This window comes from Mycolicibacterium setense (genome assembly GCF_000805385.1).
In the GTDB taxonomy this organism is placed as follows: Bacteria; Actinomycetota; Actinomycetes; order Mycobacteriales; family Mycobacteriaceae; genus Mycobacterium; species Mycobacterium setense.
Window position 1 is genome coordinate 34,704 of record NZ_JTJW01000009.1, and the last position, 26,872, is coordinate 61,575.

Below are 26,872 nucleotides of genomic sequence, written 5' to 3' on the forward strand. Positions count from 1 at the left end.
GGACATACCGCCCATACCTTCCGATTTGTCCGTTCGGCGCGTCGACCTGCGCAGTTACGTCTCCCCATTGGCCATGACCGCAAGCACGATGCCCGGCATAACTAGTTCATAGGCGTCGGCAAGCGACTTGATGTCATGGACGTAACTCGTCATTCCAGTCTGGCACTCTGCGGCCGCAACGAAGGTCGGACCGAGGCGAACCGGCACCGCGGCACAAGTGACCGCAGCGCCGCTCGTGCGGCAGCAAGCCAACGCTCGAATGACCCGGAGTGACGACCAACGCAGACTCTATAGAATATTTTCTATAGAGTTAGGCGAAAGGATGCCGCAGTGATCACGTTGTCCGCCGAAGAGCAGGCCATTGTCAGCACCGTCCGCGACTTCGTCGACAAGCAGGTCCGGCCCGTGGTGCGCGAACTCGAGCACGCCAACACTTACCCCGAAGAGCTCATCGAGGCGATGAAGGAGATGGGCATCTTCGGCCTGGCGATCCCGGAACCCTATGGCTTCGCCGCTGTTTCGATGCCGTGCTACGCCCAGGTCACCGAGGAACTCGCGCGCGGCTGGATGAGCCTGGCCGGCGCGATGGGCGGGCACACCGTGGTGGCCAAGCTGCTGTTGCAGTTCGGCACCGACGAGCAGAAGCAGCGTTACCTGCCCCGCATGGCCACCGGTGAGCTCCGCGCCACGATGGCGCTGACCGAGCCCGGTGGCGGCTCGGACCTGCAGGCCATGCGCACGGTCGCGACGAAGGACGCATCCGGCTATCTGATCAACGGGTCGAAGACCTGGATCAGCAATGCTCGCAAGGCCGGCCTGGTCGCGCTGCTGTGCAAGACCGATCCAGCCGCCTCCCCCGCCCACAAGGGTGTGTCAATCCTGTTGGTGGAGAAGGTCCCCGGCTTCACCGTCTCGAAGGACCTGCCGAAGCTCGGCTACAAGGGTGTCGAGAGTTGCGAGATCAATTTCGTCGACTGCCACGTCGATACGGAGGCGCTGCTGGGTGGCGTCGAGGGACGTGGCTTCGCCCAGATGATGAAGGGGCTCGAGGTCGGCCGAATCCAGGTCGCCGCCAGGGCAACCGGTGTGGCACGGGCCGCCTTCGATGACGCGCTGCAGTATGCGCAAGATCGCGAGAGCTTCGGTGTGCCGATCTGGAAGCACCAGTCGGTCGGCAACATGCTGGCCGACATGGGCACCAAGCTCTATGCCGCGCGCAGCCTTCTGCTCGACGCGGCCGAGCGCATCGACGCCGGCGGCCGCTGCGACATGGAGGCCGGGATGGCCAAGCTGTTCGCCTCCGAGACCGCGATGGAGATAGCGCTGAACGCGGTGCGCATTCACGGGGGCTACGGCTACTCCACCGAGTACGACGTCGAACGCTATTTCCGCGACGCACCGCTGATGATCGTCGGCGAGGGAACCAACGAGATCCAGCGCGGCGTGATCGCCAAGCAGTTGGTCAAGCGCGGCGGAATCGACATCTGAGGCATACCGGAGATGAAGTCGGAGATGAAACGGAGACGCACACCGATGCGGTTGTCCGACGTCGTGTCGGAACACGTGCGTGAGCTCATCGTTTCGGGACAACTTCATTCGGGACAGTTCATCCGTCCGGAGGTGGTCGCCGAAGAACTCGGGGTCAGTGCCACTCCGGCGCGCGAGGGTCTGCTCCAGCTCCAGACCGAGGGTTTTCTGTCCGTCGAGCCTCGGCGCGGCTTCATGGTGACCGCGCTGTCGAGTGACGACATCCGCGACATCTATGACGCCCAGGCGCTTTTGGGCGGTGAACTCGCGGCCCGCACCGCAGCGACGATCACACCGGCAACGGTCGGTGAGCTCGAACGGATCCAGGACGCACTCGAACGTGCCGCTGCCGCCGGAGATTTCGACGAAGAAGAACGGCTCAACCATGAGTTCCACGCCCTGATCTACCGGCTGAGCGGATCGCGCAAGATGCGCTGGTTGATCAAGACGACGCTGGCGTATGCACCCCGCAAGTTCTTCGCCGCGGTGGAGGGGTGGCCCGAGGCCTCGGCCCAGGATCACCGCTCGATCATCGAGCACCTGCGGGCCAACGACCCCGAGCAGGCCCGCGCCGCCATGGCCCGGCACATCCGCAATGCCGGCGCGCTGCTGGCCGACCACCTGGCGCAGAAGGACGGCTCCGGGTGATCACAACTGCACCGCACCGCTCCATTTTGGCAAACGGAAGTTTGAATCCATCGACGCAGCCAGTTTCCGCGGCCTGCCAGCTGTGAACGGACCGTCGAGCCGGTCGCCAGACCGGCAGAAGAAAAGCCTTTGGCAAACTGGGCCAACGGTATACAGTTGCCCCAACGTTTCAGCATTCCATCGGGGGGACAACAGCATGCACAAGCTCGTCGCGGCGGCGGTGGCCGCCGGAGCCTTGAGCGCCGGACTCGCACTCGCTGCGCCGGCCGCCGCAGCACCGAACTGCTCCGACATCGTCGACAAGATCAACAGCGAGGACGGCTACTCGCCGACCAGCGGTGAGAAGTGGTCCTGCGCCACCGAGATTCAGGCGAACAAGTGGGCCACCTTCCCGGGCGCCATCACCGACAAGTGGGGCAGCTTCCCCACCAACACCGCCGACAAGTGGGCCAATGGCCCCGGCGAGGTAGCCAAGAAGTGGAACGACTTCCCCAAGAACCTTCAAGACAAGTGGACCGGCGGTGGTGACGCGGAGGAGTAAGCCTCCAAGCACCGCCTCACATCAGTGGTGATCCGTCTACAGCGGGTCACCACTGATCTGTTTCGGGCCGGCCGGCTCCCCTACCCCGAGCGCGGCGAGCAGGGCTTCCCGGTGTGCGATGAACTCCGGGTTGCGGTAGTTGCGGGCATCCGGCGTCCGGAAATCCAGGTGGCGGTCGACGACGAAACTCCCGCCGTCGAGAACGAGTACCCGGTCGGCCAATGTGACGGCCTCGTCGACATCGTGGGTCACCAGCAGCACCCCGGGCTCGTACTTCGCGCACAACTCCTTGAGCAGGTGGTGCATCCGGACCCGGGTGAGGGCGTCGAGCGCTCCGAAGGGCTCATCGGCAAGCAACAGCGCGGGGTTGCGTACCAGTGACCGCGCAAGCGCCACCCGCTGCTGTTCGCCACCCGACAGCTCGTAGGGCCAGGCCTGCTCGCGTCCGGCCAGGCCGACGTCGGCAAGCACCGTGCTCGCCCGTTGTCTGACCTCGCGGCCAGACAGCCCGAGCGCGACGTTGTCGAGTACCCGCGCCCACGGCAGCAGGCGCGAATCCTGGAACACCACCGACACATCGCGGGCGATGAAAAGATCGCCCGATCCGGCCACGCCGTGGTCCAGCCCGGCCAACGCGCGCAGCAACGTGCTCTTGCCGGAGCCGCTGCGTCCCAACAGGGCCACGAACTCGCCCTTGCGGATGGTGAGGTCTACGGCATCGAGAATCGTTGTGCCGCCGAATGATCGGCTCAGATCCCGGACGACGGCCACTTCCTCGGTCAGGTTCCCAGTGCGCGCCGCCACGACAAGGCTCTCCTCTCGACCGCACGGACGATGTAATCCCCGGTGAGCCCGAACACCGCGTAGACCAGCAGGCCGACCACCACGACGTCCAGTTGTCCGTACAGCCGGGCCTGGGTCATCAGATAGCCGATGCCGCTGGTCGCATTGACCTGTTCGACGACAACCAGCGCGGTCCACGAAATGGTGACCGCGAGCCGCAGTCCGGTGAAGAAGCCGGGCAACGCACCAGGGATCGCCACCTTACGAATGAACTGACTGCGCGAAAGCCCAACGGTTTCAGCCAATTCGACATGCCGCAGGTCGACACCCTTGAGCTGAGCGGTGGTGTTGATGTACACGGGAATCAGCACACTGGTGGCGATGATGATGATCTTCATGGTGTCGCCGATGCCGAACCAGATGATCGCCAGCGGAATGATGGCCAACGTCGGCACCGCGCGCTTGACCTGGATCGGCCCGTCGACGATGGCCTCCCCGATCCGGCTCAGCCCCGAGATCAACGCGAGTGCCAGACCCAAAGCGACACCGATGGCCAGCGAGATCGAGGCCAGCTTGAGTGAGGCCACGATGTTCGTGGGCAACCGGCCGTCCGACCACATCCCGCCGATGGTGCGCACGATGTCCAGCGGGGGCGGCAGGGTACGAGGGTCGAGGATGCCCAGTTGCGAGGTGACGATCCAGATGACCACCAGCAGAAGCGGTCCGATCGCCAGCGATGCCGGTATGGCACGTCCCGGTCCCAGCCGCCGGCGACGCTGCGTTCCCGTCCGGTGTTCCAGATGCGGATAATCCTCGCGCCCGGCGGTACCCGCTTCCGAGGTCACCGCACGAGCCGGCTGCGTCTGGACGGCCGTCACTGGGCGCCTGCCGACGTCGCGTTGAGATCGGCGAACCGGGAATCGAATTCGTCCTTGGCGTGCAGCTGTTTTCCGGGGAACGCACCGGCCTCCTGAAGCAGGTCGATAGTCTCCTGCTGGGTGTTGATCAACTCATCGGTGAATCCCGGCACCGAGGACTTTCCGTCGGCTGCCGCTATGGCCTTGGCATCCTCCGGGCTGACTTTCTGATCCTTGATCAGATACTCGTCGATCCAGGTCTGCTTGTTGTCGTTGAGCCACTGTTCGGCGCGGTACCAGGCGATCACGAACTCACGGATGGCGGCCGCGCGGGCCGGGTCGGACAGCGCTTCCTGACTGGCGTAGACGTAGTACAGCCCGGGATAGGCGCCTGGGGCATTGGGGATTTCGATGCTGCCCTCCCCGTTGGTGGACGCGAGGTAGCGAACGCGGTCCGGTTGCTTGAGCACCGCCGCGTTGACCTGCTCGGCGCGCAGACCGTCGGCGAACTCGGCCAGACCGAGATTGATCGGCTGCACGTCCTTGATGCTCAATCCGACGGCCTTGAGGTTGCGCAGCACGACGGCCTGTTGCGCTGTGCCTTCGTTGATGGCGATCTTCTTGCCGGCCAGGTCTTTCAGCGTTTTGATGCCCGAACCCGGCGAGGTGGCCAGTACCAGCCCGTTGCCGTCGTACTTCACCGCACCGACGATGGGCACCCCGGCGTCGGAATACTGGGCGAGGATCGGCGGGACATCGCCGACCCGGCCCAGCTGCGCGTTGCCCGACCGGATCGCCTCCAGACGCAGCGGCCCGCTGCTGAAGTTGGCGTACGTCACGTCGGCGCTGAGCCGGTCCTGCTCTCCGGAGAGTTTGAACAGTGTCTTGAGCCGGTTCGCGTCGTCGGCCACGACAAGGCTGGTCCCCTTCGGAACCGCCTCCGGAATCGGTGCGTCGGCGGACAGGCCGCCGGAGCTCGATGCACCGGAACCGGACGACTGGCAACCGGCGACCATGCCGGCCACGAGGCCGGCGGCGATGAGCAGCCGGGCAGTGCGGGTCAACGGATTACGCATTCGGGATCCCCTGTCAGCTCGCAGCCGACACGGGAGCGGTGCCGGTGTCGAATCGGTTGGCCGGCCGGTCAAGGCCGAGGTGGTCACGGAGGGTGGTGCCGGTGTACTCCTCGCGGAAGATGCCGCGGCGCTGCAACTCTGGGACGACGTGGTCGACGAAGTCGGTCAGTGAGGACGGCAATGCCGGCGGGATGAGATTGAAGCCGTCGGCGGCGCCGGCGGTGAACCATTCCTCGATGGTGTCGGCCACTTGCTCGGGCGTGCCGGCGAACAAACGGTGTCCCCGACCGCTGCTGAGCCGCAGCAACAACTCCCGGACGGTCAGGTTGTCGGTCTCCACGAGCCGCTTCACCAGGGCGAGCCGGCTCTTGATGAACGTGTCGCCCGGGTCCTCCGACGGGAACGTCAGCTTCCGGTCGAGATCGTCCTTGGTGACCGCGAATCCGACGATGGCGCTCAGTTGATCGAGCCCGTAATCGGGCACGGTGAGTTCTTCGAGTTCGCGTTGACGCTGCCGCGCCTCGGCTTCGGTGCCGCCGATGATCGTCGACAGGCCGGGCAGGATGTGCACCTGGTCCGGGTTGCGCCCGAAACGGCGGATACGCGCCTTGACGTCGCGGTAGAAGTCGCGGGCCTCGTCGAGTGTCGGTTGCGCGGTGAAGATCGCCTCGGCGTATCGGGCCGCGAGATCCTTACCGGGCTCGGACGATCCGGCCTGGAACAGCACCGGATGTCCCTGTGGCGAACGCGGGACCTCCAGTGGCCCGGCCACCTCGAAGTGCGGGCCGGAGTGGTTGACCGCATGGATCTTTGCGGGATCCACGAAGCGCGGCGCGTCCTTGTCGCCGACGATGGCGTCGTCTTCCCAGCTGTCCCACAACTTCAACGCGACCTGCAGGAACTCATCGGCGCGCCGGTACCGGGCCTCCGGATCGGGATGGTTGGGCACACCGAAGTTGGCCGCGGCCGATGCATTGGCCGTCGTCACGACGTTCCAGCCGGCCCGGCCGCGGCTCACATGGTCGAGGGTGGCAAACCGACGGGCCAGCCCGTACGGGTCGTTGTAGGTGGTGGACGCCGTCGCGATCAGCCCGACGTTGGTGGTCGCCCCGGCGAGCGCGGCAATCAGGGTGAGCGGGTCCAGCGCATCGAACGGACGGAACTCGGTCTGGTCCTTGAGCACCGGATGGTCGGCGAAGAAAACCGCATCGAGCTTGCCGCGCTCGGCAATCCGGGCGAGGTCGATGTAGTGGCCGATGTCGGTGATGCCCAACAGGTCCGTCTCCGGAAGGCGCCACGCCGCTTCGTGCTGGCCGATGTTGCGCAGGAATGCGTTGAGGTGCAACTGCCTTGCGGGCGCAGCCATTGCGACGAGCTCCTTCGGACGGGGAACGGGCTGCGTCTATTTGAGGGGCAGGCAGTGTTTGCGAGAACAGTTAAGATCAGCGAAATTCCAGCTAACCCGCAGACACCACACGAGCGTGCGGCATGCCTGCCGTCGCCCGCGGGTGTATGGCAGGAGCGCGCACGCTCGTGGAGGTTTGGTGCAGTCGGTCGCGGGGTTTAACCCAGGCCGGTCCACTTCTTCAGAACCTTGCCCGGGAAGCCGCCCCATTTCTCGGCGGTCTTGCCGGGGAACGACGTCCATTTCTCAGCGGTCTTGCCCGGGAACGACGTCCACTTCTCAGCGGTCTCGCCGGGGAACTTTGTCCACTTGTCGACGATGGGGCTCTCCGGCAGGTCGACCCCACCGGTGAGCGCGCTCTTGGCGGCATCGGTGGCGGCATCGGTGACCGACGACGACACGCGGTCACACGGCGAGCACCCGACGGTGCTGCTGTTGTCCTTGGAATCGGCGGACGCCGGCGCGGACAGCGCCACCGCGGCGCCGATGGCCCCAGCGGCCAGTGTCGTGGCGATCAAACTCTTCTGCATCATGGGTCCCCAACTGTCGTATCTGACGGCGTCCGACGACGACGCCCGCTTGCACGCTAGCCCCAAAATCGCGCGCCTGCCGGGTTCGACTGACGGCTGAGATAGTTTGCTGTAGCTGTGCGGGCCGGGGGTGGCCCTCGCATGCGGAGCACTGCATGCGGCCGCATGGCCCACCGAAACCGAACGGCAGGTAACCGATAGGTGAACGGCCCCGCAGTACTACCAATTACCGTGCACTTTCCCAATGTTCCAGTGCGCTGACGCCAGCGCTGTCCGAGGGTGGCGGCACCGCCGGACACCTCGCGCTCCAGAGATCCAGGCTACGTGCCGGGCTCTGCATGATCTTGCTCACGTTTTGCTGGGATCACCGGAAAGGCGTCAGGCGAAATGCGCTGCCACGTCGGCGACCCGGCGCAGTTGGTCGATGTCGGAGCTGGTCGGGATCAGGTGGACCTCGTCGGTCCCGATGTCCGCGAACTTGCCGAGCACCTCGGCCAGTTGCTCTTCGTTGCCGGCCCACCCGGTCATCGGCGCCATGGCGTCGACATATTCGGCCGGGATCCAGTTCATGTACCGGCGCAGGTGCCGGTGCACCTGGGCGCGGGCTTCATCGGGTTCACCGAGCGCGAACCAGAACGAGGTGGCCAGATGCGGCTGGGGTTTACCGGCCTCGGCCCAGGCGGTCCGGGCGATGTCGAACAATTCGGCCTGGGCGGTCAGATTCAGGTCGAGCGTCGTACCGGCCACGCCGTCGGCCCAGGCGGCGGCGTCACGCACCGTCTTGGGGCCGATGGTGCCGATCTGCAGGGGCGGCCCGCCGGCCTGGACCGGTGGCGGCCCCACCGGGAGCACGGAGTCGGTCACCTTTTCCCCCGCCCACACCCGCTTCATCACCGCGACGCGCTCGGCCAGTCCGCGGCGGGTCTGGGACGCCGGATCGGCGCCGACCGCGTGGTAGTCCTCGTGGCGGCCTCCGACGCCGATGCCCACGGTCAACCGGCCACCGCTGAGCAGATCGCCGGTGGCCAGGCCTTTCGCCAGCATCACCGGGTCATGCAGCTGTGGCACCACCACCGTGGTCACCAACCGCACCCGGTCCGTCCACGCCGCCAATGCGCCCAGCAGGGTGAGGCTGTCGGGGTTGTCGAAGGCGATGCGCTCGCCCCAACACAGTGATGAGAACGGACCTCCGTCGATGACGTGCGCCCAGGACCGCAGCGTCGTCGCATCCAACTGAGGTTCCATGACCGGCATCGTCATCCCCACACGCACGGACGGATTCTGTCACGTCGGAGTGGCAGCATGAACCCATGGCCATCACCACGTCCTCGGTCGCCCATGTTCGGCTCACGGTGACCGACATCGAACGGTCCCGGCAGTTCTACGAGAGCGTTTTCGGCTGGCCGGTTCTGATCGAGATGCCGCAGGACGCCGCTCCGGAGATTCGCGCCCGTTTGGGTTTTCTGTTCGGCGGGGTCATCTACGACGCCGGGGGCACGTTGATCGGCCTGCGCCCCGTCGGGCAGGACGCGTTCGACGAGGACCGAACGGGGCTGGACCACTTGGCCTTCCGCCTGCGGAGCCTCGCGGAGTTGAACGACGCCGCGCTGCATCTCGACGCTCTGGGTATCGCACACGAATCGGTCAAGGACATCGGCCCCTCCTACATCCTGGAGTTCCGCGACCCCGACAACATCGCGTTGGAGCTCACCGCGCCGAAGTAGGTTCCCGACCCGGGGGATATCCCCCACCGCGGTTCGGAGGAAAACGCTGTGTCGCCGGGCCGCGCGACTTCGTAGGTTGAAGGCATGGTCGCAATGAGCGAAACCGCCCTGCCCGCACCCGCCGAGCCGGCTTCTGAATCCACGTCGAGATCACCCAGCATCGGCCTGGTGCCGACCGCGTCGATGATCACCGGCGCCGCGCTGGCCTTGGTCTGGTTCTGGATTCCGTTGTCCATCATGGTCATCGGGTTCTCCTCTATACCTTCGGTGATCGGATTCCTGCTCGCCGGGGTGGTGTTCATCTACCTGATGCGCGGTGTCGAATGGGTGGAGCGGGCGCGCAGTGAGGCGGTCTTCGGCCTCGGCATCGGTGTCCCGCCACGGCGGCTGTCGCCTCACACGGGGTTCCAGGGTTGGGCGCACCAGCTGTGGCTGGACATCAGCAGCACCCGGTTCTGGAAAGGCTTCTGCCATCACTACCTGCGGATGACCTACGACATGGTTGCCACCGGCCTCGCGTTCGGGTTGCTGGCCTTCGCGTTCCTGGGTCCGGCCGCAGCCGTCGCCATCCGGCAGAGCGACAACGACGCCGGTCTGATCTTCCTCTCGCCGCCGATCGCCTGGCTGCTGGCGATCGTCGCGGTCATCGCCGCGGCAGCCATCCTGATCCTGGCCCCGGCCATGGATGCCTCGATCGACCGATGGCTCTTGTCCCCCTCGCCCACCGCCGCCCTGGAGTATCAGGTCAGTGCGCTCGCCGATGCCCGGCAGGGTGCGGTGTCCTCCGCGCAGACCGAACGTCACCGCATCGAACGCGATCTGCACGACAGCGTGCAGCCCCGGCTGGTGTCGCTCGCGATGACGATCGGCCTGGCCCAGACCAAGCTGGATTCGGATCCGCCCGCCGCCAAGGCGCTGATCGCCGAGGCGCACGATGACGCCAAGAGCGCACTGGTGGAGCTGCGCAACGTGGTGCGCGGTATCGCCCCGACCATCTTGTCGGATCGCGGTCTTGACGCTGCGTTGTCGTCAGTGGTGCAACGCGCCGAGAATTCCGGCGTACCGACTACGTTGCACATCGAGCTTCCGCGCAGACTGCCCGACGAAGTGGAGTCGGTGGCGTACTTCGTGGTCGCCGAGGCGTTGACCAACATTGCCAAGCACGCCAACGCCTCGCAGGCAGTCGTGACCGTTCGGTTGGATGAAACCGCCAACGTGCTTTACGTCTCGGTCTTCGACGACGGTCAGGGTGGCGCGGTGATCGATGCCGGCGAAAATGCCACGGGCCTACGTGGGCTGGACGAGCGGGTTCGCGCCGCAGGCGGAACTTTCGGGGTGTCCAGCCCCGCCACCGGCCCGACGATCGTCACGGCGGTGCTGCCATGCGGATCGTGATCGCCGAGGACTCGGCGCTGCTGCGGGCAGGCATCGAACGGATCCTGGCCGACGCCGGGCACCAGGTCGTCGCCGGGGTCCCCGATGCCACCAACCTGCTGCGCCTGGTCAACGAGCATCATCCCGATCTGGCCATCCTCGACGTCCGGATGCCCCCGACCTTCACCGACGAGGGCATCCGAGCGGCGGCACTGCTGCGCAGTCAGAACCCCGAGTCGCCGGTGCTGGTGCTGTCCCACTACGTCGAAGAGCGTTATGCGGCCGATCTGATCGCCTCGGACACAAGAGGATTCGGTTACCTTCTGAAAGACAGAGTGGCCGACGTGCCCGCATTTCTCGACGCTGTCGAGGTGGTGGGCGGCGGGGGCACGGTGCTCGATCCCGAGGTGGTGTCACAGATCCTGCTGCGCACCGCCCGCCACAGTGCCCTGGACCAGCTGACCCCGCGTGAACGCGACGTGCTGCAGTTGATGGCGGAGGGCAGGACCAACTCGGCCATCGCTGCCGCACTTCACATCTCGGTCGGCTCGGCCGAGAAGCACATCGCCTCGATCTTCACGAAATTCGACCTCGCTCCCGACGAGAGCGAGAACCGCCGCGTGCTGGCGGTGTTGCGGTACCTCGAGACCTAGACCGAACATCCCTACCGGGAAGGACTTTCATCATGACCACCGTCGCCGCTCCACCGCCGGTCAACCCCCCGCCCCAGTTGAACCCCGGCGGCCGCACCACATTCCGCCTCGTCCTGATCGCCGCGGCGACACTGCTGGTGGCCGGCACCGTGGCCGCCCTCGGTGCGGCGGCCTGGGCGGTGAGCAACGTCCGAGTCGTCACCGATCGCCAGGGGCTACCGGCGACCATGCGATCGCTGGTGATCGACACGGCACGCATACCCGTCGAGATCCGCATCACCGCGGACCGCGAAACTCGGGATGCCGTAGCGGATCTGCGTCTGGTGAACACCTCTCACAGCGGCGCGCACCGGCTGCAGGTCACCACTGAAGGCAGCGAGACCCGGATCGCCATCGCCGGCAATCCCTCGCCGGTGCTGGAATGGGCGCGCGGCGGTGAGATCACCATCGCGGTCCCGCCGGAGCAGGCCCGGCGCCTCACGGTGCGTACCGAGCAGGAGATCGGCACGGTGATCGCACAGGCCGACGTGGATCAATTGATCGCGCGGGTCGACGACGGCTCGATCATCTTGCGCGGCGCTGCCCGCCGCGTCGAGGCCCACACCGTCGACGGCGAGATCGTCTCGCGCGACCCGGTCGCGGTCAGCGAAGAGTTCAACGCCACCACGTCGGACGGCGACATCACCGTCGACTTCCGCGACGCCGCGCCGCGCCGGGTCGAAGCGGTGAGCCGCAACGGCGATGTGGTGATCGGATTGCCCGGGCGGGGGCCGTATCTGGTCCATGCCCAGTCCGGATCGTCGACCGATGTGCGGGTGCCCGAGACGGCAGTGCCTGATATCGCGGTCGCGCAGATCACCGTCCGCTCTGACGACGGTGATGTCGTGGTGGACCGTGTCGTCGAAGGCGCGGGCCTCGGGCGCCGTTAGGCCGGGGCGACGCGGTCGATGATCTCGGCCACCGAACCCGCGCCGGCCTGACGCCATCCGGTACCGGCCCACACGTTGGTGGCCTGGGGATCGCCTGCGGCCACCGAGGCCTTGCGCACCGGGCTGGTCAGGTAATGGATCTCGGGATATCCCAGTGGAGCCTGCGCATCGTGCTCGACGATGAAGCGGTTGCGCAGCCCGCGGGCATAGCGGCCGGAAAATGCCCGGGTGACAACGGTTTCGGTGAACTCGGGACTCTGCAGTGCGGCGCGGTGCACCGGACTGCTGCCGGCTTCGCCGGCCAGCAGGAACGCCGTACCCAGTTGGGCCGCCACCGCGCCGGAGGCCAGCACACCGGCCACGTCGTCGGCGTTGACCAGCCCGCCCGCCGCGGCGACCGGGACGTCAACCGTGTCGAGCACCTCGGCCAGCAACTGGTCCAGCGGTTGGGATGCCGGCGCGGCGCCCGGGTCGAACGTGCCCCGGTGCCCGCCCGCTCCGGGCCCCTGAACAGCAAGCGCATCGACACCGCGGGCCACCGCCAGCCGTGCCTCGTGCAGCGTCGTCACCGTCCCGACGGTCGTGATACCCGCACCGCGCAGCCGGGCGATCTCCTGTTCGCTCGGCAATCCGAAGGTGAACGACACCACCTCCGGATGCAGGTCGAGCACCACTTCCAGCTTGGCGTCCCACGCGTCGTCGTCGTAGCGCGGCTCACCGAGCGCCACGCCGTAGCGCTGGGCTTCACCGGCCAATTCGACGGCGTAGGCCCGGATCTGTTCGGGCGTACCCGCACTGGGCTGAACCGCGAACAGATTCACGCCGAGCGCTTCGGTGGACAAACCGCGTGCGGCAGTGATCTTTTCAGCGAGCACATCGGCGGTCAGATAGCCGGCGGCCAGGAACCCGAGCCCGCCGGCATTGCTGCCGGCCGCGGCGAGTTCCGGGGTCGACGGACCGCCCGCCATCGGTGCGACGATCACCGGACGTCGCAACCCGCGAATGTCGAATGTACCCATCACCGCACCGCCTTTCCGAACAGCAGCACGTCCTGCGGTTCATCGCTGATATTGGGGAACAACGCATACCGCGCCAGCCTTCCCTCAAGTGGCAGACCGCACCGTCGGAGCACCGCGGCCGACCCGGCGTTGTCGACATGGCAGTACGCCGTGACCCGGTACACCGTGGGATCGGGCCGCAGGTCGGTCAGCATCAACGACACCGCCTCCGACATCAGGCCCCTGCCCCACCACCGTCGCGCCAGGCAGTAACCCAGTTCCACCGCATACGGCTGCGGGCGGCGACGGCCGCACACCCCGGCCACTTCGCCGTCTACCTCGATCAGCCAGGTCTGCTCGTCCCCGACGTTGAACAACGTGGTGATGACACGGCGCGTTTCGGTCACTCCCGAGTGCGGGCGCCAGGACAGGTAACGCGTCACCTCGGGATCGGAGGCGACGCGGGTGTACAGCGCCTCGGCGTCCTCGACGACCGGTGGCCGCAGCCGCACCTGTGGCCCGGCCAGAATCTGGGTTTTGGGCATGGCTCCCATCCTGCACCGTTGCCGGTGCCCCGGGTCCAGCGGTTTACTGGACTGAATGGCAATCACCTTCAATCACACCATCGTCGCCGCCAGAGATCGGCGCGTCTCGGCCGAGTTCTTCACCGAGTTGTTCGGCCTGCCCGGCCCGCAGGAGTTCGGGCCGTTTCTGGCCGTGACACTCAATCACGGCGTCAGCCTCGACTACGCCCAGGCCGGTGCCGACGACGAAATCCGGCCACAGCATTACGCATTCCTGGTCTCCGAGGACGAGTTCGACGCGATCTACGGCAAGATCCGCGACCGCGGCATGCAGCACTGGGCCGATCCCCACGGTCAGCACCCAGGCGAGATCAACCACAACGACGGCGGCCGTGGGGTGTACTTCCAGGACCCGTCGGGTCACTACCTGGAGATCATCACCCGACCGTACGGCGGCTGAGCACCCGCGCCGCGAGCCGTGCGACGCCCTCACCGTGCAGACGCGGCAACATCTTCGCCCGGTTGCCCAAGACCGATACCAGCTCGGCCGCGCGGCCCTCGACGCGCGGGCCGTGCTCGCCGTGTGCCCAGTCCACATCGGTCGCCACCAGCCTCAGTCCACGACTGTTGTGATACGCCGGCACGAACGGGTTCGGTATGGCCACCTGGGTATTGAGCACCGCGATCAGCACGTCGGCGGGTATCTGAGGGTCCCGGCCCAGGGCACACAGGATGTCGAGTTCATGGGTGACGTGATCGCCGACGAGCAACCGGCGCGGGAAGTACCGGCCGAGGCCGGACGGCTGGTCGGTCAACGTGGCGAAGTCGTCCAACAGGTCGTCGGGACTGCGGCCCGCGGCACAGCTCTGCGCCAGCGCGGTGTTGGCCGGGTCGAAACCACGCCTGCGGAGCATCTCCGCGGTGAACGCCCCGAAACCACAGCTGTAGCCGACGACGAGGTGCGCCAGCACCTCATGGTTCGTCCACTGCGCACACAGGCTCGGTGAGGCCCACTCGTCCTCACTGAGCGTCGCGGCGACCTCGGCGAACCGGGTGTCGTTGGCCCGCAACAGGTCACGCGCCGACATCGAGATGCTCCGCGAGGAAGACGGTCTGATCGGCCAGGACCCGGCTCACCAGGGGTGGGTGATAGATCGCGAAGTGGTCGGAATCGTAGTGCCGGGCGACGCCATTGGGTGCACGCTCGGCCACGCGCTCGGCACAGCGCGGATCCATCAGGTTCTCCCGGTCGCACACGCAGACCAGCAGCGGGGCGTGCACTCGGCGCGCATGCCGCAGCGCCGAGGTGGCCACCATGCGCACGGCGTCGAGCGCGGCGATCCGGTTGTCGAAGCCGGCGCCCGGCGGCACGGTCGAGTTCCACCCGGCCTCGGCCCCGGGCGCGCTGACCATGGCGTATCCGCCGGGCGGGCCGACGATCGGCACGTATCGGCGGTCCCGGCGCAACAGCATGCGCACCCCGTCCTCGACGATGGCCGGCGTCAGCCGCAATGAACCGAGCAGACCCGAACCGCGTGCCGCACCGGGCCCGTGCACGATCGGGCACTGTACGACTGCGGCCGCGACATCGGTGCGTTCGGCAGCCACGCGCACTACGTTCATCCCACCCAGGCTGGTACCCCACAATCCCAGGCGGGCGGCGTCGACATCGGTGTGCCCGCTCAGGTAGTCAAGCGCAGCGTGGACGTCCTGGCATTGCTTGGCAATGGAGATATGTTGCCGCGGAAGGCCTTCCGATTCTCCGGTGTGGCGGTAGTCGAACGCCAGCGTGGCGATGCCCGCGGTCGCGAAATGCTGCTCGTACTGCGCCAGCATCATGTCGTGCGTCGCACCGAGCCCATGGGCCAACACCACGGCCGGGTGCGGACCGGGTGTCGTCGGAAGCGTCAGCCAGGCTGCGCATTCCTCGGTGCCGGACACGAAGCCGACGCGGGTGGTGGGTATGGCGACCTGCATTCGGACCTCCAATATAAGTACGATGTACGTATTCGATACACTGCAATACGTACGACGTACTTGTCAAGGAGTCGGGCATGCGCGCACGTTTCACCGTCGATGAAATCGCCTCAGCGGCATTGGGAATCGTCGACCGGTCCGGGCCGGCCGCGTTGAGCATGCGGGCGCTGGCCACCGCTTTGGGCACCGGTCCGATGACGATGTACAACTACGTCGCCGACAAGGAGGCCCTGGAGGAACTGGTGGTCGCCGCGGTGGTCGCCGAGATCACCGTGCCCGCGCCCACCGGCGATTGGCAGGACGACGTGCACGCGATGGCGACCGCCATGTGGCGTGGAGTGCGGGCGCACCCGGCAGCGATCCCGTTGGTGCTGACCCGCCGAATGTCCTCGGCCACCGGCTTCGCCATCGCCGACGCACTGGTGGCCGCGCTCGGCCGCGCCGGACTGTCCGACGGCGACCGGCTCTCGGCTTTCCACGCGGTGCTGGGACTGGTTACCGGATCAGCTCAGGCCCAACTCGCGGGCCCGCTGACAGGTGGCGCACCCGAGGCGGCGAATCGGATCGGATCGGTGGCCGCGGACGAGTATCCGCACATCGAGACGCTGTCTCAGGTGGCCGCGCGGACACCGGTCACCGAGGACTTCGACGGCGGGCTGCGGATGCTGATCGACGGCATCGCGATGCGCGCCGGCGCCGCTACCCGTGCCCGCGCTGCTCTTCCTGATTGAGGTAGTTACCCGCCAGCTTCGCCACGTGGCCGGGCAGCGAGCCGGCCGCCACATCGGCCAGGCTGGTCTCCTCCAGCACCGAACGCATGCTGGCCCGCAGCGCACGCCACACGTCGGTCAGTGCGGCCGTGGGGCCGGAGTACGGCAGATCCCCCAGGCCGATGTCACGTACGCTCGCCAGCGGTCCGTCGATGCAGCGCAGCACGTCGGCGATGCTGATCTCACCGGCCGGGCGGGCCAGCTCGTAACCGCCGTCGCGACCTCGATGGCTACGGACCAGCCGATCGGTACGCAGCACGGTGAGGATGTCGACGAGGAACTGCGCCGGAATGCCCTGCGCCTTGGCCAGGTCATCGGTCTTGACCAGCTCACCGTCATCGACCGTCGCGAGCTGAACCATGGCGCGGACGGCATACTCCGCCTTCGCCGACATTCGCATGCTCAGGATTGTGCCAGTTCAGTCATCGCCGACCGATGCGGCAAGCGGAGTACTGCCACGTCGTCGTGCCTAATCCGGGATACCTGCGGCGTCCGGGACGACGATGGCGAACAAGTCCGACATCGCAGCCAGGCTGGCCGACTGCATGACCGCGGCGGGCACGGGCGCGCTGTCGGGGCCGGCCAGGGTGCGGGTGGCGGTGGCGGCAGCCACCACGGTCGGGGCATATCCGAGGTTGAAGGCGCCGCGCGCGGTGGAGTTGACGCACATGTGGGTCATGAATCCGGCCAGCACCAAATTCGAGGCGTCCAGGCCCTTCAGCCGATCGTCGAGGTCGGTCTGCACGAACGAATTGGGAAACTGCTTGACCACCACGGCTTCTCCCGCGCGCGGAGCCACCGACGCGACGATCGCACCGCTCTCACCCTCGATGTCGTACAGCGAACCCGGACCGTCGGAGTGCTGGATATGGATGATCGGGATACCCGCGGTGCGGGCGCGCTCGAGCAATTCCGCCGTCTGTTCGAGCGCGGCCTGCACCCCGTCGAGCTCCATGATTCCCTGCGTGTAGGTGTTCTGACAGTCGATCAGGACCAGGGTGGAATCGGCGAGGCGCGCCGGTGCGGCGGGCAGACTGGTCAGTTCGCGTAGCGTGGGGCGGCTCATCGGGTCAGCGTAGTGGGCGAGCACCTCGAAATCGACGCTATGGCGGCTATCGGTGCGCGGCAGCAGCCATGGCGTCGATTTCGCGGATGGCTATCCCGCGGTGACGGCCAGCACCCGCTCGGCGAGTTCCGGCCGGCACACGATCAGATCGGGCAGCGTGGGGTCGGCCGAGTTGTAGACCAGCGGCGAGCCGTCGATGCGCGAGGTGTACAGGCCGGCCGCGCGGGCCACCGCGACGGGCGCGGCCGAATCCCACTCGTACTGACCGCCCGCATGCACGTACACATCGGCCACCCCGCGGATCACCGCGGCGACTTTGGCGCCGGCCGAACCCATTTCCACCAGGGTTCCACCGAGCGCCTCCCGCACCGCCAGCGCGACGGCGGGCGGACGAGTCCGCGACACCACGACCCGCGGCGGTCCGTCGAAGGGACGCGGCGCGGCCACCTCGGGAGTGGACAGGGTGGTGTTCTGGGCGGGCAACGCGACCGCACCGGCGACGAGTTCGCCGGCACTCCACAGGGCCACGTGCACCGCCCAGTCGTCGCGCCCGAGTTCGGAGAACTCCCGGGTGCCGTCGAGCGGGTCGACGATCCAGACCCGCTCGGCGCTCAGCCGTGCCGGGTCGGCCCGCTGATCGGCCGTCGCCTCCTCCGACAGCACCGAGTCACCGGGACGCAGCGAGGCCAGCTCGGCCATCAGGAAGTCGTGGGACTGCTTGTCCCCGGCTGCCTTTCGCTCGGCAGCCGAGGCGTCGGCGAAGTCGGCGCGGACGTCGAGCAGTAGATCCCCGGCCCTGGTGGCCAGCCGGGCAGCCAATTCGTGATCGTTCACGTCGGTAATTCCAACAGCTCGATCACCATGTCGGCCAGTTCTGCGGTGCTGTGATCCGGCGTGAGACGCAGATCCGGGTTCTTCGGCCGCTGGTACGGGCTGTCGATGCCGGTGAAGTGGGTGATCTCACCGGCACGGGCCTTGGCGTAAAGGCCCTTGGGATCGCGGCGTTCGCAGTCCTCCAGCGGGGTGTCACAGAACACCTCGTAGAAGTCGACGCCGCTTTCGTTGGCCACCTTGCGGGCCAGCTCCCGATGCTCCTCGAGCGGGCTGATGGCGGGCACCAGCACGATCTGGCCGGAGTCGGCCAGCAGCGCGGCCACGTGGGCCAGCCGGCGCAGGTTCTCCGCCCGGTCGGCCATCGAGAAGCCGAGGTCGGCATTGAGCCCATGGCGCAGGTTGTCGCCGTCCAGAACGTACGCGGACACCCCCTTTTCGAGCAGCTTCTGCTCGACCAGCATCGCCACCGAGGACTTGCCCGAGCCGGACAGGCCGGTGAACCAGACGGTGCGCCCACGGCTGAGCCGATCCTGCGGGGTGACCAGCGAATCGTGCCGCACCGCATTGGGGCTCGCGGTTTCGTGCCGGGTGTCGCGCAACACCATTCCGGCGCCCACGGTGCCGTTGGTGTTGGGATCGATCAGGATGAACGATCCGGTGGAGGCATTGCGGCTGTACTCGTCGAGCAGCAGCGGAGCCTGGGTACGTAGCGAGATACGGCCCAGCTCATTGAGTTTGAGCGCGGTCGCGGACTTGTCCCGGTGCAGGGTGTTGACGTCGAGGCGGTAATCCAGGCCGGTGACCTTGGCCCTGGTGGTGCGGGTCGTGTGCTTGACCAGGTATTCACGGCCGGGCTCCAGCGATGCCTCGTCGGCCATCCAGCACACCGTGGCGTCGAATTCCTGAGTGACACGGGGCTGGTTGTTGGGCCGGGCGAACATGTCGCCACGCGAGATGTCGATATCGTCGGACAGGCTGATCGACACCGCCATCGGCGGGAACGCCTCTTCGACCGGCCCACTGGGCCCGGCGATCTCGGTGATCCGGCTGGGCTTTCCGGCCGGCAGCACGATCACGTCGTCACCCGGACGCAGCACACCGCTGGCGACGGTCCCGGCGTAGCTACGGTGGTCTGCGTGCTCGTGGGTCTGCGGGCGGATCACATACTGCACCGGGAAGCGCACGTCGACCAGGTTGCGGTCACCGGCGATGTAGACGTCTTCGAGGTGGCTCAGCAGGGCCGGGCCCTCGTACCAGGGCGTGACATCCGATTTGGTGACGACATTGTCGCCCTGCAGCGCCGACAGCGGGATCGTGGTCACGTCGTGAACGTCCAAACGCGCTGCGAACGCGTGGAACTCGTCGCGGATCGCCTCGAACCGCGCCCGATCCCAATCGATCAGGTCCATCTTGTTCACGGCCAGCACGATGTGCTGGATGCCCAGCAGCGAGGCCAGGAACGCGTGCCGACGCGACTGCTCGAGCAGGCCGTGGCGCGCATCGACCAGCACGATGGCCAGCTGTGCGGTGGACGTCCCGGTCACCATGTTGCGGGTGTACTGGATGTGCCCGGGCGTATCGGCGATGATGAATTTCCGCTTGGCCGTGGCGAAGTAGCGGTAGGCGACATCGATGGTGATGCCCTGTTCCCGCTCGGCCCGCAGACCGTCGGTGACCAGTGCCAGGTCGGTGTAGTCGTTACCGCGCTCCTTGGAGGTCCGCTCGACCGCGGCCAGCTGGTCCTCCATGACAGCCTTGGAGTCGTACAGCAGGCGGCCGATCAGCGTGGACTTGCCATCGTCGACGGATCCCGCGGTGGCGATGCGAAGCAGCGTTGCCATGTCAGAAATACCCCTCGCGCTTGCGATCTTCCATACCGGCTTCCGAAATGCGGTCATCGGCGCGGGTGGCGCCGCGCTCGGTGAGCCTGGACACCGCGGTTTCGGCGATCACCTCGGAAACCGTTGCGGCCGTTGACTCGACACAGCCGGTGCAGGTGACGTCGCCGACGGTGCGGAAGCGCACCGACTTCTCGATGACCGGCTCCTCCTTGCGCGGCTGCATGTATTTGTGGACCGCGAGCAGCATGCCGTCACGCTCGAACACCTTGCGGCGGTGAGAGTAATAGATGGACGGCAGCTTGATCTTCTCCGCACCGATGTAGGACCAGATGTCGAACTCGGTCCAGTTGGAGATCGGGAACGCCCGGATGTGCTCGCCCTTGTGGTGGCGGCCGTTGTACAGGTTCCACAGCTCGGGGCGCTGCGCCTTGGGGTCCCACTGGCCGAACTCGTCGCGGAAGGAGAACACGCGCTCCTTGGCGCGGGCCTTCTCCTCATCGCGCCGGGCACCGCCGAAGGCGGCGTCGAACTTGTTCTCCCGGATCCCGCGCAGCAGTGTCACGGTCTGGATCGGGTTACGCGACGGGATGGTCTCCACCACGCGGCCCGCATCGATGTCGTCCTGCACCTTGGCGACCACCAGCCCTGCGCCGTAGTGCTCGACGAGTTCGTCGCGCGTCTCGTACACCTCGTCGAAGTTGTGCCCGGTGTCGACATGCATCACCGGGAACGGCAGCCGGCCGGGCGCGAACGCCTTGACGGCCAGGTGCAGCATCACGATCGAATCCTTACCGCCGGAGAACAGCAGCACGGGCCGCTCGAACTCCGCGGCGACCTCACGGATGATGTGGATGGCCTCGGCCTCCAGCGACCGCAGGTGGCTCAGCTCGTAGCGCCCGGCGCGCCCGGACTGCTGATCAGATTTCTGTGCGGCGGTCATCACTTCCCCATTAAGTTGGTAGGAATGGCCAGAATTGCAAGCATGGCCAGGAATCTAGCCGCCGTGGCGCCGTGGTGTCAATGGCGCCCGACCGTCAAACCCGGTGCCCGCTGACGTGGGCACCGGCCCGCCGCGGCAATCGCATGGTCGCCACCAGGGTCAGCGCCAGCAAGCCGCCCAGGACCAGGTAGGTCAGCGCATACCCCGAACCAGAATGCGCCAGCTGGCTCAGTAACAACGCCGCCACCGCGACCCCGAGGCCGGCCGCCAGCTCCTGCACCGAGGCGTTGAGTGTGTTGGCATGCGTCAGCGCCTCCCCCTCGACATCCGAGAACGCCAGGCTGTTGTACGCGGTGAAGCCGATCGAGCGCAGCGCCCCGCTGAGATAGAGGACGACGGCCATCAAGACCACCGGCAGACCCGGCCGCAATGCCGCCAGCAGGCCGAAGCACGCCACCGAGGCCAGTCCGTTGACCAGGAGCACGGTGCGGATGCCGAATCGGCGCATCAACGGAGTGGTGATCGGCTTGATGGTGAGGTTCCCGGCGAACAACGCGGCCACCATGACGCCTGCCGCCAGCGGCGTCCAGCCGAACTCCAGCTGAAACTGCAGCGGCAGCAGAAACGGCACCGCGGTGATCACCAGGCGGTACAGCGACCCGGCCAGCACCGTGATCCGCAGGGTGTGCACCTTCAGCACCCGCAGCTGCACCAGCGGGGTGGCCGCGGTGAGCAGCCGGCATACCGCGACGGCGAGCAGCAGGACCGCCGCGGCGCCACACCCAGCCACCAGCCCCCAGTCGGTCCCCGAAACCCGGATGTTCTCCAAGGCGATGAGCGCCGCCGCAATCCCCGAGGTGAGTGCCAGCAGACCCGGCCAATCCAGGGATCGGGAGCCGGCCGCCGGTTCACCGCGGACCAGCTTGAGCGCGAGGGCAACGCCGATCACGCCGATCGGAATGTTGACCGCGAAGATCCATCGCCAGCTGCCCAGCGTCGCGATCGCCCCACCGAGCACCGGGGCCAGCACCGGTGCGGTCAGCGCCGGCCAGGTCAACAGGGCGATTGCGCGCACCAGGTCGGACTTGCTGCTCCGGCGCAGCACCGCCAACCGGCCGACCGGCACCATCATGGCGCCGCCGATCCCCTGCAGGACGCGCATCAGCACCAGTTGCGGCAGCGACACACTCACCGCGCAGCCGACCGAGGCCAGCGTGAACACAGCGATGGCCCCGATGAACACCCGGCGGGTGCCGAACCGGTCGGCCAGCCAACCGCTGGCCGGGATCAGCACCGCCACCGTGACCAGGTACGCCGAGATCGCCACATTGACGTCGATGGGCTCGACGCCGAACGACGCGGCGATCAGCGGGATGGCCGGGACGATGATCGTCGCGTCGAGGATCTCCATGAACAGGCTGCCGGCAACCAGCAGCGCCATGCCGCGCGGGAAGCCCGGATTTTCGGGTACCGACATCACCCCGCCCGGCGCCGTCGAACCGGGGCGGTTACCCCACAGGTAATTGAGGCGCCGACCGCGGACGGCGGACACTGGCCACCATGAGTGTCCAGACCGGCCCGGCCGTCATGGCGCAGTTCCTGCCCCAGTCTCCTTTCGTCACCAAACTCGGCATCGTCGCCGAGAACCTGGACGGCCCCGAGGTGCGGCTGCGGCTGCCGTGGGATCCCGCGAACATCACGATCGCCGACATGGTGCACGGCGGTGCGATCGCGGCGTTGGCCGACGTCACGGTGATGGCCGCGGCATGGGCACAGGCCGAGGTTCCGGATTCCCTTCGCGGAGTGACGGTCTCGATGACGATCAACTATCTGGCACCGGCCCGGGCGACCGACCTGCTCGGCGTCGGGCGTGTGCTGCGTCAGGGTAGGTCCTTGGTGAATTGCGAGGTCGATGTCGTCACGCCCGACGGCGAAGCGGTGGCCAAGGCGATCGCGACGTACAAGGTGGGCTGAGCGCGCACCGAAACTCAGGTGTGCACTTCGTTGAGCTTGCCGGTGGAGACGTCGAAGATGAAGCCGCGCAACGATTCGTGCTTGGTGACGAACGGGCTGGCCTCGATCCGCCGCAATGACTGACGCACATCCTCTTCGAGGTCGACGAATGCCTCAGCCGCCCAGTTCGGCTTGATGCCGGTGTCGTCCTGGATCTGCTGTTTGAACCCGTCATCGGTGAAGGTCAACATGCCGCAGTCGGTGTGGTGGATCAAGATGATCTCCTTGGTCCCCAACAGCCGCTGACTGATGGCCAGTGACCGGATCTCGTCGTCGGTGATGACGCCGCCGGCGTTGCGGATGACATGAGCCTCACCGTCGCCCAGGCCGAGGATGCGGTAGACGTCCAACCTGGCATCCATGCAGGCCACCACCGCGACATGCTTGCTCGGCGGCAACGGCAGCGGCCCCGTGAAGGTCCTGGCATAGACCTCGTTGTTGGCCAGGTACTGATCGGTGACAGACATGCTTTGACGCTAGCCCCGTAGTGAGCGGCCCGGCTAGCGGCAGAATCACGCTGAGTCGATGGCCCGCGCCGAACGAGCGATGGCCGTCCTGCCGGGGGGCGCAGGACGGCCATCGCAGTTTCGGGGAGTGGTCAGCGACGCGGTGCCGACAGGTCGTAGACGGGCGTTTTTCCGACCATGGTCTTGGTGAAGTTCGCCTTCACCCAGTCGGTGATCTGTGCGGCACTACCGTGCTCTTCGTGCGGAGGCCCGCCGCGCCCGCCCTCTTGCCGGTCCAGGAAGTACCGGACCTGACCGTCGGCGACATACCGCTGGAACTGCGCCAGTGTCGGCGAGTTGTCGCTGCCGGTGAAGCCGCCGATCGCCATCAGCGACTCCCCTGTCTTGAGTTCGAGGTCGCTGACCATCATCGAACCCACACTGGCTGCGGCCCACCGGCCGTCGGCACCCGCGATGAGTTCGGCCAGGGCCGGGTCGTCGGCCCGCCCGAAGCCCGGCCCACCGGGCCCGCCCGGGCCACCGAAGCCCATGTCACGGTTGGGTCCCGAGGTGGCCATCGGCCCACCGCCGTGGACTTTGGCCACGGTCTCGACCGTGTACGCCGCGGTCGCACCCAAACCGAAGATCGCGGCGGCCACGACCACCACCGCGGGCAGCTTGCCCGGTCGGTGGGCGGCGATCGCCAGGGCCACCGCGGTCAGCACCGAACCGATCAGGACTATCCAGCGCAGCGCAGGCAGCCAGTCGGGGGTCCGTTCGAGCAGGACGAAGGCCCACACGCCCGTCCCGGCCAGCATGACCGCCAGCACCAGCCGCCAGACGAGCCGCCCACGCACACGCCACAATTCGGCGACAGAGATGCCCAGGACCGCGGCCACAGCGGGCGCGAGCGCCACGGTGTAGTAGGGGTGGATGATCCCGTCCATGAAGCTGAACACCACGGCGGTGACCAGAAGCCAGCCGCCCCACATCAGCAGGCCGGCCCGCAGCCCGGCGGTTCGTGTGGTCCGCCGGGTCAGCCAGAGTGCGGCCACCAGACCGATCAGCGCCGCGGGCAACAACCACGATGCCTCGGTGCCCATCGACAAGCCGAACATCCGGCCGATCCCCGGATCACCGCCGAACATCAGATTGGCGCCACCGCCGGGTCCATGACCCGGACCGGGGCCACCCGCGCCAGGACCACTGCCGGGCCCTCGGCCCTCCTGTCCCAGGATGCGTTGCAGGCCGTTGTAGCCGAATGCCAGCTGCAGCAGGCTGTTGTCGGTCGAGCCGGCGATGTACGGCCGGGAATCCGCCGGCCACAGCGCGACCAGGGCGATGTACCAACCCGACGAGACGATCATCGCCGCCGCGCCGATCAGCAAGGTGCCCAATCGTTTCCATACGCTCGCCGCGGGCGCGGCGACGAGGAACATCAAGGCCAGGCCCGGCACGATGAGGAACGCCTGCAGCATCTTTGTCAGGAAGGCGAAACCGAGCGCACATCCCGCCAGTGCCACCCACCCCGCGCTCGCCCTGCCCGACACCGGCCCGACCGCGCGGACCATGAAGTAGGCCGCCAGCACCAACAGCAGCACCAGGAGTGCATCGGGATTGTTGTAGCGAAACATCGAGGCCGCCACCGGCGTCAGCGCCAGTGCGACTCCGGCGATCAGTGCCGCTGCGGGACCACTGGTGCGCCGCACGGTGGCATACAGCAACGCCACGGCGCCCACACCCATCAGAGCCTGCGGCAGCAGCATGGTGAACTCGTTGAAACCGAAGACCCTGCCCGACAGCCCCATTGCCCACATCGCGGCCGGCGGCTTGTCCACGGTGATGGCATTGCCGGCGTCGAGCGACCCGAACAGCCAGGCCTTCCAGGACTGCGTTCCGGCCTGCGCCGCGGCCGCGTAATAGCTGTTGGCCCAACCCGACGATCCGAGCGCCCACAAATACAGCACCGCGGTGCCCGCCAGCAGTGCCCAGTACGACGGCCGAACCCAACGTGGAGTCACCGCATTCGATGGTTCCACGGTCACTGTGCCGGCATCGGGTGCCGCGTCAACGATGGTCGTCATATCCCTGTCTCTCGATTCAGCTCGGCGGCGCGCCGCATCCGCGATGGATGGAACACCCATCCTCGCAACAGGACGAAGCGCACCACGGTGGCAACAAGGTTGGCGGCCACCAACACCGCGATTTCGACCCCGCGGTGCGGCACGGGCGCCACCACATGCAGGAGCCCCAACGATCCACTGGTGATGGTCAGAGCGATCGCAAAAACTGTCAGGCCCTCAAGGTGATGCCGGGTGAGGCTGCCCGCCCCCGCGATTCCGAACGTGAACCGCCGGTTGGCGGCGGTGTTCCCGATCGCGGTCACCAACAGCGCGATCAGGTTGGCCGCCTGCGCCCCGACACCGGTACGCAGCGCCATGAACAACAACAGATAGGCCAGAGTCGAGACCACACCGACGGCGCCGAATCGCACCGCCTGGCGCAGCAATGACCCGGGAGCCGCCGATTTCCGCGACGATCCGAGCTGCGCGGCGATGGTGTGCACCGGAATCGATCCGTTGGCGAACCCGCGCAGCAACCGGCCGATGCCCTTGAGGTCGGCGGTGGCGGTGGCCACGATGTCGACCCGGCTGTCCGGATCGTCCACCCAGTCCACCGGAACCTCGTGGATACGAAGGCCGCTGCGCTCGGCCAGCACCAGCAGCTCGGTATCGAAGAACCATCCGGTATCGGCGACATGCGGCAGCAGCCGGTGCGCGACGTCGGCGCGGATCGCCTTGAAACCGCACTGCGCATCCGAGAACCGCGCCGCCAGCGTCGATTTCAGGATCAAGTTGTAGCAGCGCGAGATGAACTCACGTTTGACGCCACGGATCACCCGCGAGCCGCGGCCCAGCCGGGTGCCGATGGCCAGGTCGGAATGACCCGAGATCAGCGGCGCCACCAACGGTGCGAGCGCGGCCAGATCGGTGGACAGATCGACATCCATGTAGGCCAACACCGGGGCATCCGAGGACGACCACACCGCCCGCAGTGCGCGTCCACGGCCCTTCTCCTCCAATCGCACCACCCGCACACCGTCGAGTTCGGAAGCCAATTCGGCAGCGATGCGCGGAGTGTCGTCGACGCTGGCATTGTCGGCGATCGTGATGCGCACCGGCACAGCGAAGTTCTCTTCGAGGTAGCGGTGCAGCCGCCGCACCGAATGGGCAAGGGCGCCCTGCTCGTTGTACACCGGCACGACGACGTCGAGCACCGGAACCCCGGCCGCCCGGGCGGCCACCGCCGCGTTGGGCCGGGACGCGAATCGGAACCGCTGCTCGGGGTCTTGGACCAAGGTTGTCATGACTTCATCGTTCTCCGGCGGTGTGTGATCTGAGTTGGGCGAAGCTATG

The 26,872-nt window shown here is 67.1% G+C and carries 29 protein-coding genes; 10 read left to right on the forward strand and 19 right to left on the reverse strand.

Features of this window, described 5'->3' with window-relative positions:
* The first annotated feature begins 330 nt into the window (after positions 1 to 330).
* The 3 genes from QQ25_RS22780 (at position 331) to QQ25_RS22790 (ending at position 2,716) form a co-directional block, all read left to right on the forward strand.
* A complete protein-coding gene (locus tag QQ25_RS22780; RefSeq protein ID WP_039323423.1) occupies positions 331 to 1,488 on the forward strand; it encodes an acyl-CoA dehydrogenase family protein in 1,158 nt (385 codons plus the stop codon).
* Positions 1,489 to 1,512: 24 nt separating this feature from the next.
* Positions 1,513 to 2,175, forward strand: coding sequence for a GntR family transcriptional regulator (locus tag QQ25_RS22785; protein ID WP_234711962.1), 663 nt, complete (start codon positions 1,513 to 1,515; stop codon positions 2,173 to 2,175).
* Between the two features lie 196 nt (positions 2,176 to 2,371).
* Positions 2,372 to 2,716, forward strand: coding sequence for a hypothetical protein (locus QQ25_RS22790; protein ID WP_052236005.1), 345 nt, complete (start codon positions 2,372 to 2,374; stop codon positions 2,714 to 2,716).
* Positions 2,717 to 2,752: 36 nt separating this feature from the next.
* On the opposite strand, the gene QQ25_RS22795 is transcribed toward QQ25_RS22790, so the two are convergent.
* The 6 genes from QQ25_RS22795 to QQ25_RS22820 all read right to left on the reverse strand — a co-directional run bounded on the left by QQ25_RS22795 (position 2,753) and on the right by QQ25_RS22820 (position 8,627).
* A complete protein-coding gene (locus QQ25_RS22795; protein WP_039381261.1) occupies positions 2,753 to 3,520 on the reverse strand; it encodes an ABC transporter ATP-binding protein in 768 nt (255 codons plus the stop codon).
* Positions 3,496 to 4,377 (reverse strand): ABC transporter permease, encoded by an 882-nt coding sequence (locus QQ25_RS22800; RefSeq protein ID WP_039381262.1) that lies wholly within the window; start codon positions 4,375 to 4,377, stop codon positions 3,496 to 3,498. Before QQ25_RS22800 ends, QQ25_RS22795 begins: the two co-directional genes overlap by 25 nt.
* A complete protein-coding gene (locus QQ25_RS22805) occupies positions 4,374 to 5,432 on the reverse strand; it encodes an ABC transporter substrate-binding protein (protein WP_039381265.1) in 1,059 nt (352 codons plus the stop codon). Before QQ25_RS22805 ends, QQ25_RS22800 begins: the two co-directional genes overlap by 4 nt.
* Before the next feature lie 13 nt (positions 5,433 to 5,445).
* A complete protein-coding gene (locus tag QQ25_RS22810; protein WP_039323435.1) occupies positions 5,446 to 6,798 on the reverse strand; it encodes an LLM class flavin-dependent oxidoreductase in 1,353 nt (450 codons plus the stop codon).
* Positions 6,799 to 6,995: 197 nt separating this feature from the next.
* Positions 6,996 to 7,367, reverse strand: a complete 372-nt coding sequence (locus QQ25_RS22815; RefSeq protein WP_234706177.1) for a hypothetical protein — start codon at positions 7,365 to 7,367, stop codon at positions 6,996 to 6,998.
* A gap of 378 nt (positions 7,368 to 7,745) precedes the next feature.
* Positions 7,746 to 8,627 (reverse strand): LLM class flavin-dependent oxidoreductase, encoded by an 882-nt coding sequence (locus QQ25_RS22820; protein WP_039323437.1) that lies wholly within the window; start codon positions 8,625 to 8,627, stop codon positions 7,746 to 7,748.
* Between the two features lie 50 nt (positions 8,628 to 8,677).
* On the opposite strand from QQ25_RS22820, the gene QQ25_RS22825 reads away from it, so the two are divergent.
* The 4 genes from QQ25_RS22825 to QQ25_RS22840 all read left to right on the forward strand — a co-directional run bounded on the left by QQ25_RS22825 (position 8,678) and on the right by QQ25_RS22840 (position 12,047).
* Positions 8,678 to 9,091 (forward strand): VOC family protein, encoded by a 414-nt coding sequence (locus QQ25_RS22825; RefSeq protein WP_039323440.1) that lies wholly within the window; start codon positions 8,678 to 8,680, stop codon positions 9,089 to 9,091.
* Between the two features lie 84 nt (positions 9,092 to 9,175).
* On the forward strand, positions 9,176 to 10,486 hold the full coding sequence (locus tag QQ25_RS22830) for a sensor histidine kinase (protein WP_039381266.1): 1,311 nt from the start codon (positions 9,176 to 9,178) through the stop codon (positions 10,484 to 10,486).
* Complete coding sequence (locus QQ25_RS22835; protein WP_039323445.1) at positions 10,474 to 11,118, forward strand: response regulator transcription factor; 645 nt, start codon at positions 10,474 to 10,476, stop codon at positions 11,116 to 11,118. Before QQ25_RS22830 ends, QQ25_RS22835 begins: the two co-directional genes overlap by 13 nt.
* A gap of 32 nt (positions 11,119 to 11,150) precedes the next feature.
* Entirely contained in the window at positions 11,151 to 12,047 is an 897-nt protein-coding gene (locus tag QQ25_RS22840; protein ID WP_039381268.1) for a DUF4097 family beta strand repeat-containing protein, read from the forward strand.
* Here the strand turns inward: QQ25_RS22840 and QQ25_RS22845 are convergent.
* Together QQ25_RS22845 and QQ25_RS22850 are read right to left on the reverse strand one after the other, a co-directional pair.
* Positions 12,044 to 13,066, reverse strand: a complete 1,023-nt coding sequence (locus QQ25_RS22845) for a nitronate monooxygenase (RefSeq protein WP_039381269.1) — start codon at positions 13,064 to 13,066, stop codon at positions 12,044 to 12,046. The genes QQ25_RS22840 and QQ25_RS22845 overlap by 4 nt on opposite strands.
* Complete coding sequence (locus QQ25_RS22850; protein ID WP_082017670.1) at positions 13,066 to 13,590, reverse strand: GNAT family N-acetyltransferase; 525 nt, start codon at positions 13,588 to 13,590, stop codon at positions 13,066 to 13,068. The genes QQ25_RS22845 and QQ25_RS22850 overlap by 1 nt, the downstream gene beginning before the upstream one ends.
* 55 nt (positions 13,591 to 13,645) lie before the next feature.
* On the opposite strand from QQ25_RS22850, the gene QQ25_RS22855 reads away from it, so the two are divergent.
* Positions 13,646 to 14,029 (forward strand): VOC family protein, encoded by a 384-nt coding sequence (locus QQ25_RS22855; protein WP_039323457.1) that lies wholly within the window; start codon positions 13,646 to 13,648, stop codon positions 14,027 to 14,029.
* Here the strand turns inward: QQ25_RS22855 and QQ25_RS22860 are convergent.
* Both QQ25_RS22860 and QQ25_RS22865 read right to left on the reverse strand, forming a co-directional pair.
* A complete protein-coding gene (locus QQ25_RS22860; RefSeq protein ID WP_039381273.1) occupies positions 14,007 to 14,657 on the reverse strand; it encodes a maleylpyruvate isomerase family mycothiol-dependent enzyme in 651 nt (216 codons plus the stop codon). The genes QQ25_RS22855 and QQ25_RS22860 overlap by 23 nt on opposite strands.
* Positions 14,644 to 15,546, reverse strand: coding sequence for an alpha/beta hydrolase (locus QQ25_RS22865; RefSeq protein ID WP_052236006.1), 903 nt, complete (start codon positions 15,544 to 15,546; stop codon positions 14,644 to 14,646). Before QQ25_RS22865 ends, QQ25_RS22860 begins: the two co-directional genes overlap by 14 nt.
* 77 nt (positions 15,547 to 15,623) lie before the next feature.
* Here QQ25_RS22865 and QQ25_RS22870 point away from each other — a divergent pair, with 77 nt between their 5' ends.
* Entirely contained in the window at positions 15,624 to 16,277 is a 654-nt protein-coding gene (locus QQ25_RS22870; RefSeq protein WP_039323463.1) for a TetR/AcrR family transcriptional regulator, read from the forward strand.
* Here the strand turns inward: QQ25_RS22870 and QQ25_RS22875 are convergent.
* From QQ25_RS22875 to QQ25_RS22900, 6 genes are all read right to left on the reverse strand, one after another.
* Positions 16,246 to 16,716, reverse strand: coding sequence for an Rrf2 family transcriptional regulator (locus QQ25_RS22875; protein ID WP_039323466.1), 471 nt, complete (start codon positions 16,714 to 16,716; stop codon positions 16,246 to 16,248). The genes QQ25_RS22870 and QQ25_RS22875 overlap by 32 nt on opposite strands.
* Before the next feature lie 69 nt (positions 16,717 to 16,785).
* Entirely contained in the window at positions 16,786 to 17,382 is a 597-nt protein-coding gene (locus tag QQ25_RS22880) for a cysteine hydrolase family protein (RefSeq protein ID WP_039381274.1), read from the reverse strand.
* Positions 17,383 to 17,472: 90 nt separating this feature from the next.
* A complete protein-coding gene (locus tag QQ25_RS22885) occupies positions 17,473 to 18,216 on the reverse strand; it encodes a 3'(2'),5'-bisphosphate nucleotidase CysQ (protein ID WP_039323472.1) in 744 nt (247 codons plus the stop codon).
* On the reverse strand, positions 18,213 to 20,057 hold the full coding sequence (gene cysC / locus QQ25_RS22890) for a sulfate adenylyltransferase subunit CysN (RefSeq protein WP_201774261.1): 1,845 nt from the start codon (positions 20,055 to 20,057) through the stop codon (positions 18,213 to 18,215). Before cysC ends, QQ25_RS22885 begins: the two co-directional genes overlap by 4 nt.
* A gap of 1 nt (position 20,058) precedes the next feature.
* Entirely contained in the window at positions 20,059 to 20,997 is a 939-nt protein-coding gene (gene cysD, locus QQ25_RS22895; protein WP_039381280.1) for a sulfate adenylyltransferase subunit CysD, read from the reverse strand.
* Between the two features lie 94 nt (positions 20,998 to 21,091).
* Positions 21,092 to 22,438 carry an MFS transporter gene (locus QQ25_RS22900; RefSeq protein WP_162627875.1) on the reverse strand — a complete coding sequence of 449 codons (1,347 nt, stop codon included), beginning with the start codon at positions 22,436 to 22,438 and terminating at the stop codon, positions 21,092 to 21,094.
* 119 nt (positions 22,439 to 22,557) lie between these two features.
* Between QQ25_RS22900 and QQ25_RS22905 the strand changes: the two genes are divergently transcribed.
* Positions 22,558 to 22,971: a PaaI family thioesterase gene (locus QQ25_RS22905; protein ID WP_039323477.1), complete on the forward strand. Its 414-nt coding sequence runs from the start codon at positions 22,558 to 22,560 to the stop codon at positions 22,969 to 22,971.
* A 14-nt stretch (positions 22,972 to 22,985) separates the two neighbouring features.
* On the opposite strand, the gene QQ25_RS22910 is transcribed toward QQ25_RS22905, so the two are convergent.
* The 3 genes from QQ25_RS22910 to QQ25_RS22920 all read right to left on the reverse strand — a co-directional run bounded on the left by QQ25_RS22910 (position 22,986) and on the right by QQ25_RS22920 (position 26,823).
* Positions 22,986 to 23,477: a beta-class carbonic anhydrase gene (locus QQ25_RS22910; protein WP_039323480.1), complete on the reverse strand. Its 492-nt coding sequence runs from the start codon at positions 23,475 to 23,477 to the stop codon at positions 22,986 to 22,988.
* Between the two features lie 131 nt (positions 23,478 to 23,608).
* Positions 23,609 to 25,540 carry an ArnT family glycosyltransferase gene (locus QQ25_RS22915; protein ID WP_039381282.1) on the reverse strand — a complete coding sequence of 644 codons (1,932 nt, stop codon included), beginning with the start codon at positions 25,538 to 25,540 and terminating at the stop codon, positions 23,609 to 23,611.
* Complete coding sequence (locus tag QQ25_RS22920) at positions 25,537 to 26,823, reverse strand: bifunctional glycosyltransferase family 2/GtrA family protein (RefSeq protein WP_039323484.1); 1,287 nt, start codon at positions 26,821 to 26,823, stop codon at positions 25,537 to 25,539. The genes QQ25_RS22915 and QQ25_RS22920 overlap by 4 nt, the downstream gene beginning before the upstream one ends.
* Positions 26,824 to 26,872: the final 49 nt, after the last annotated feature.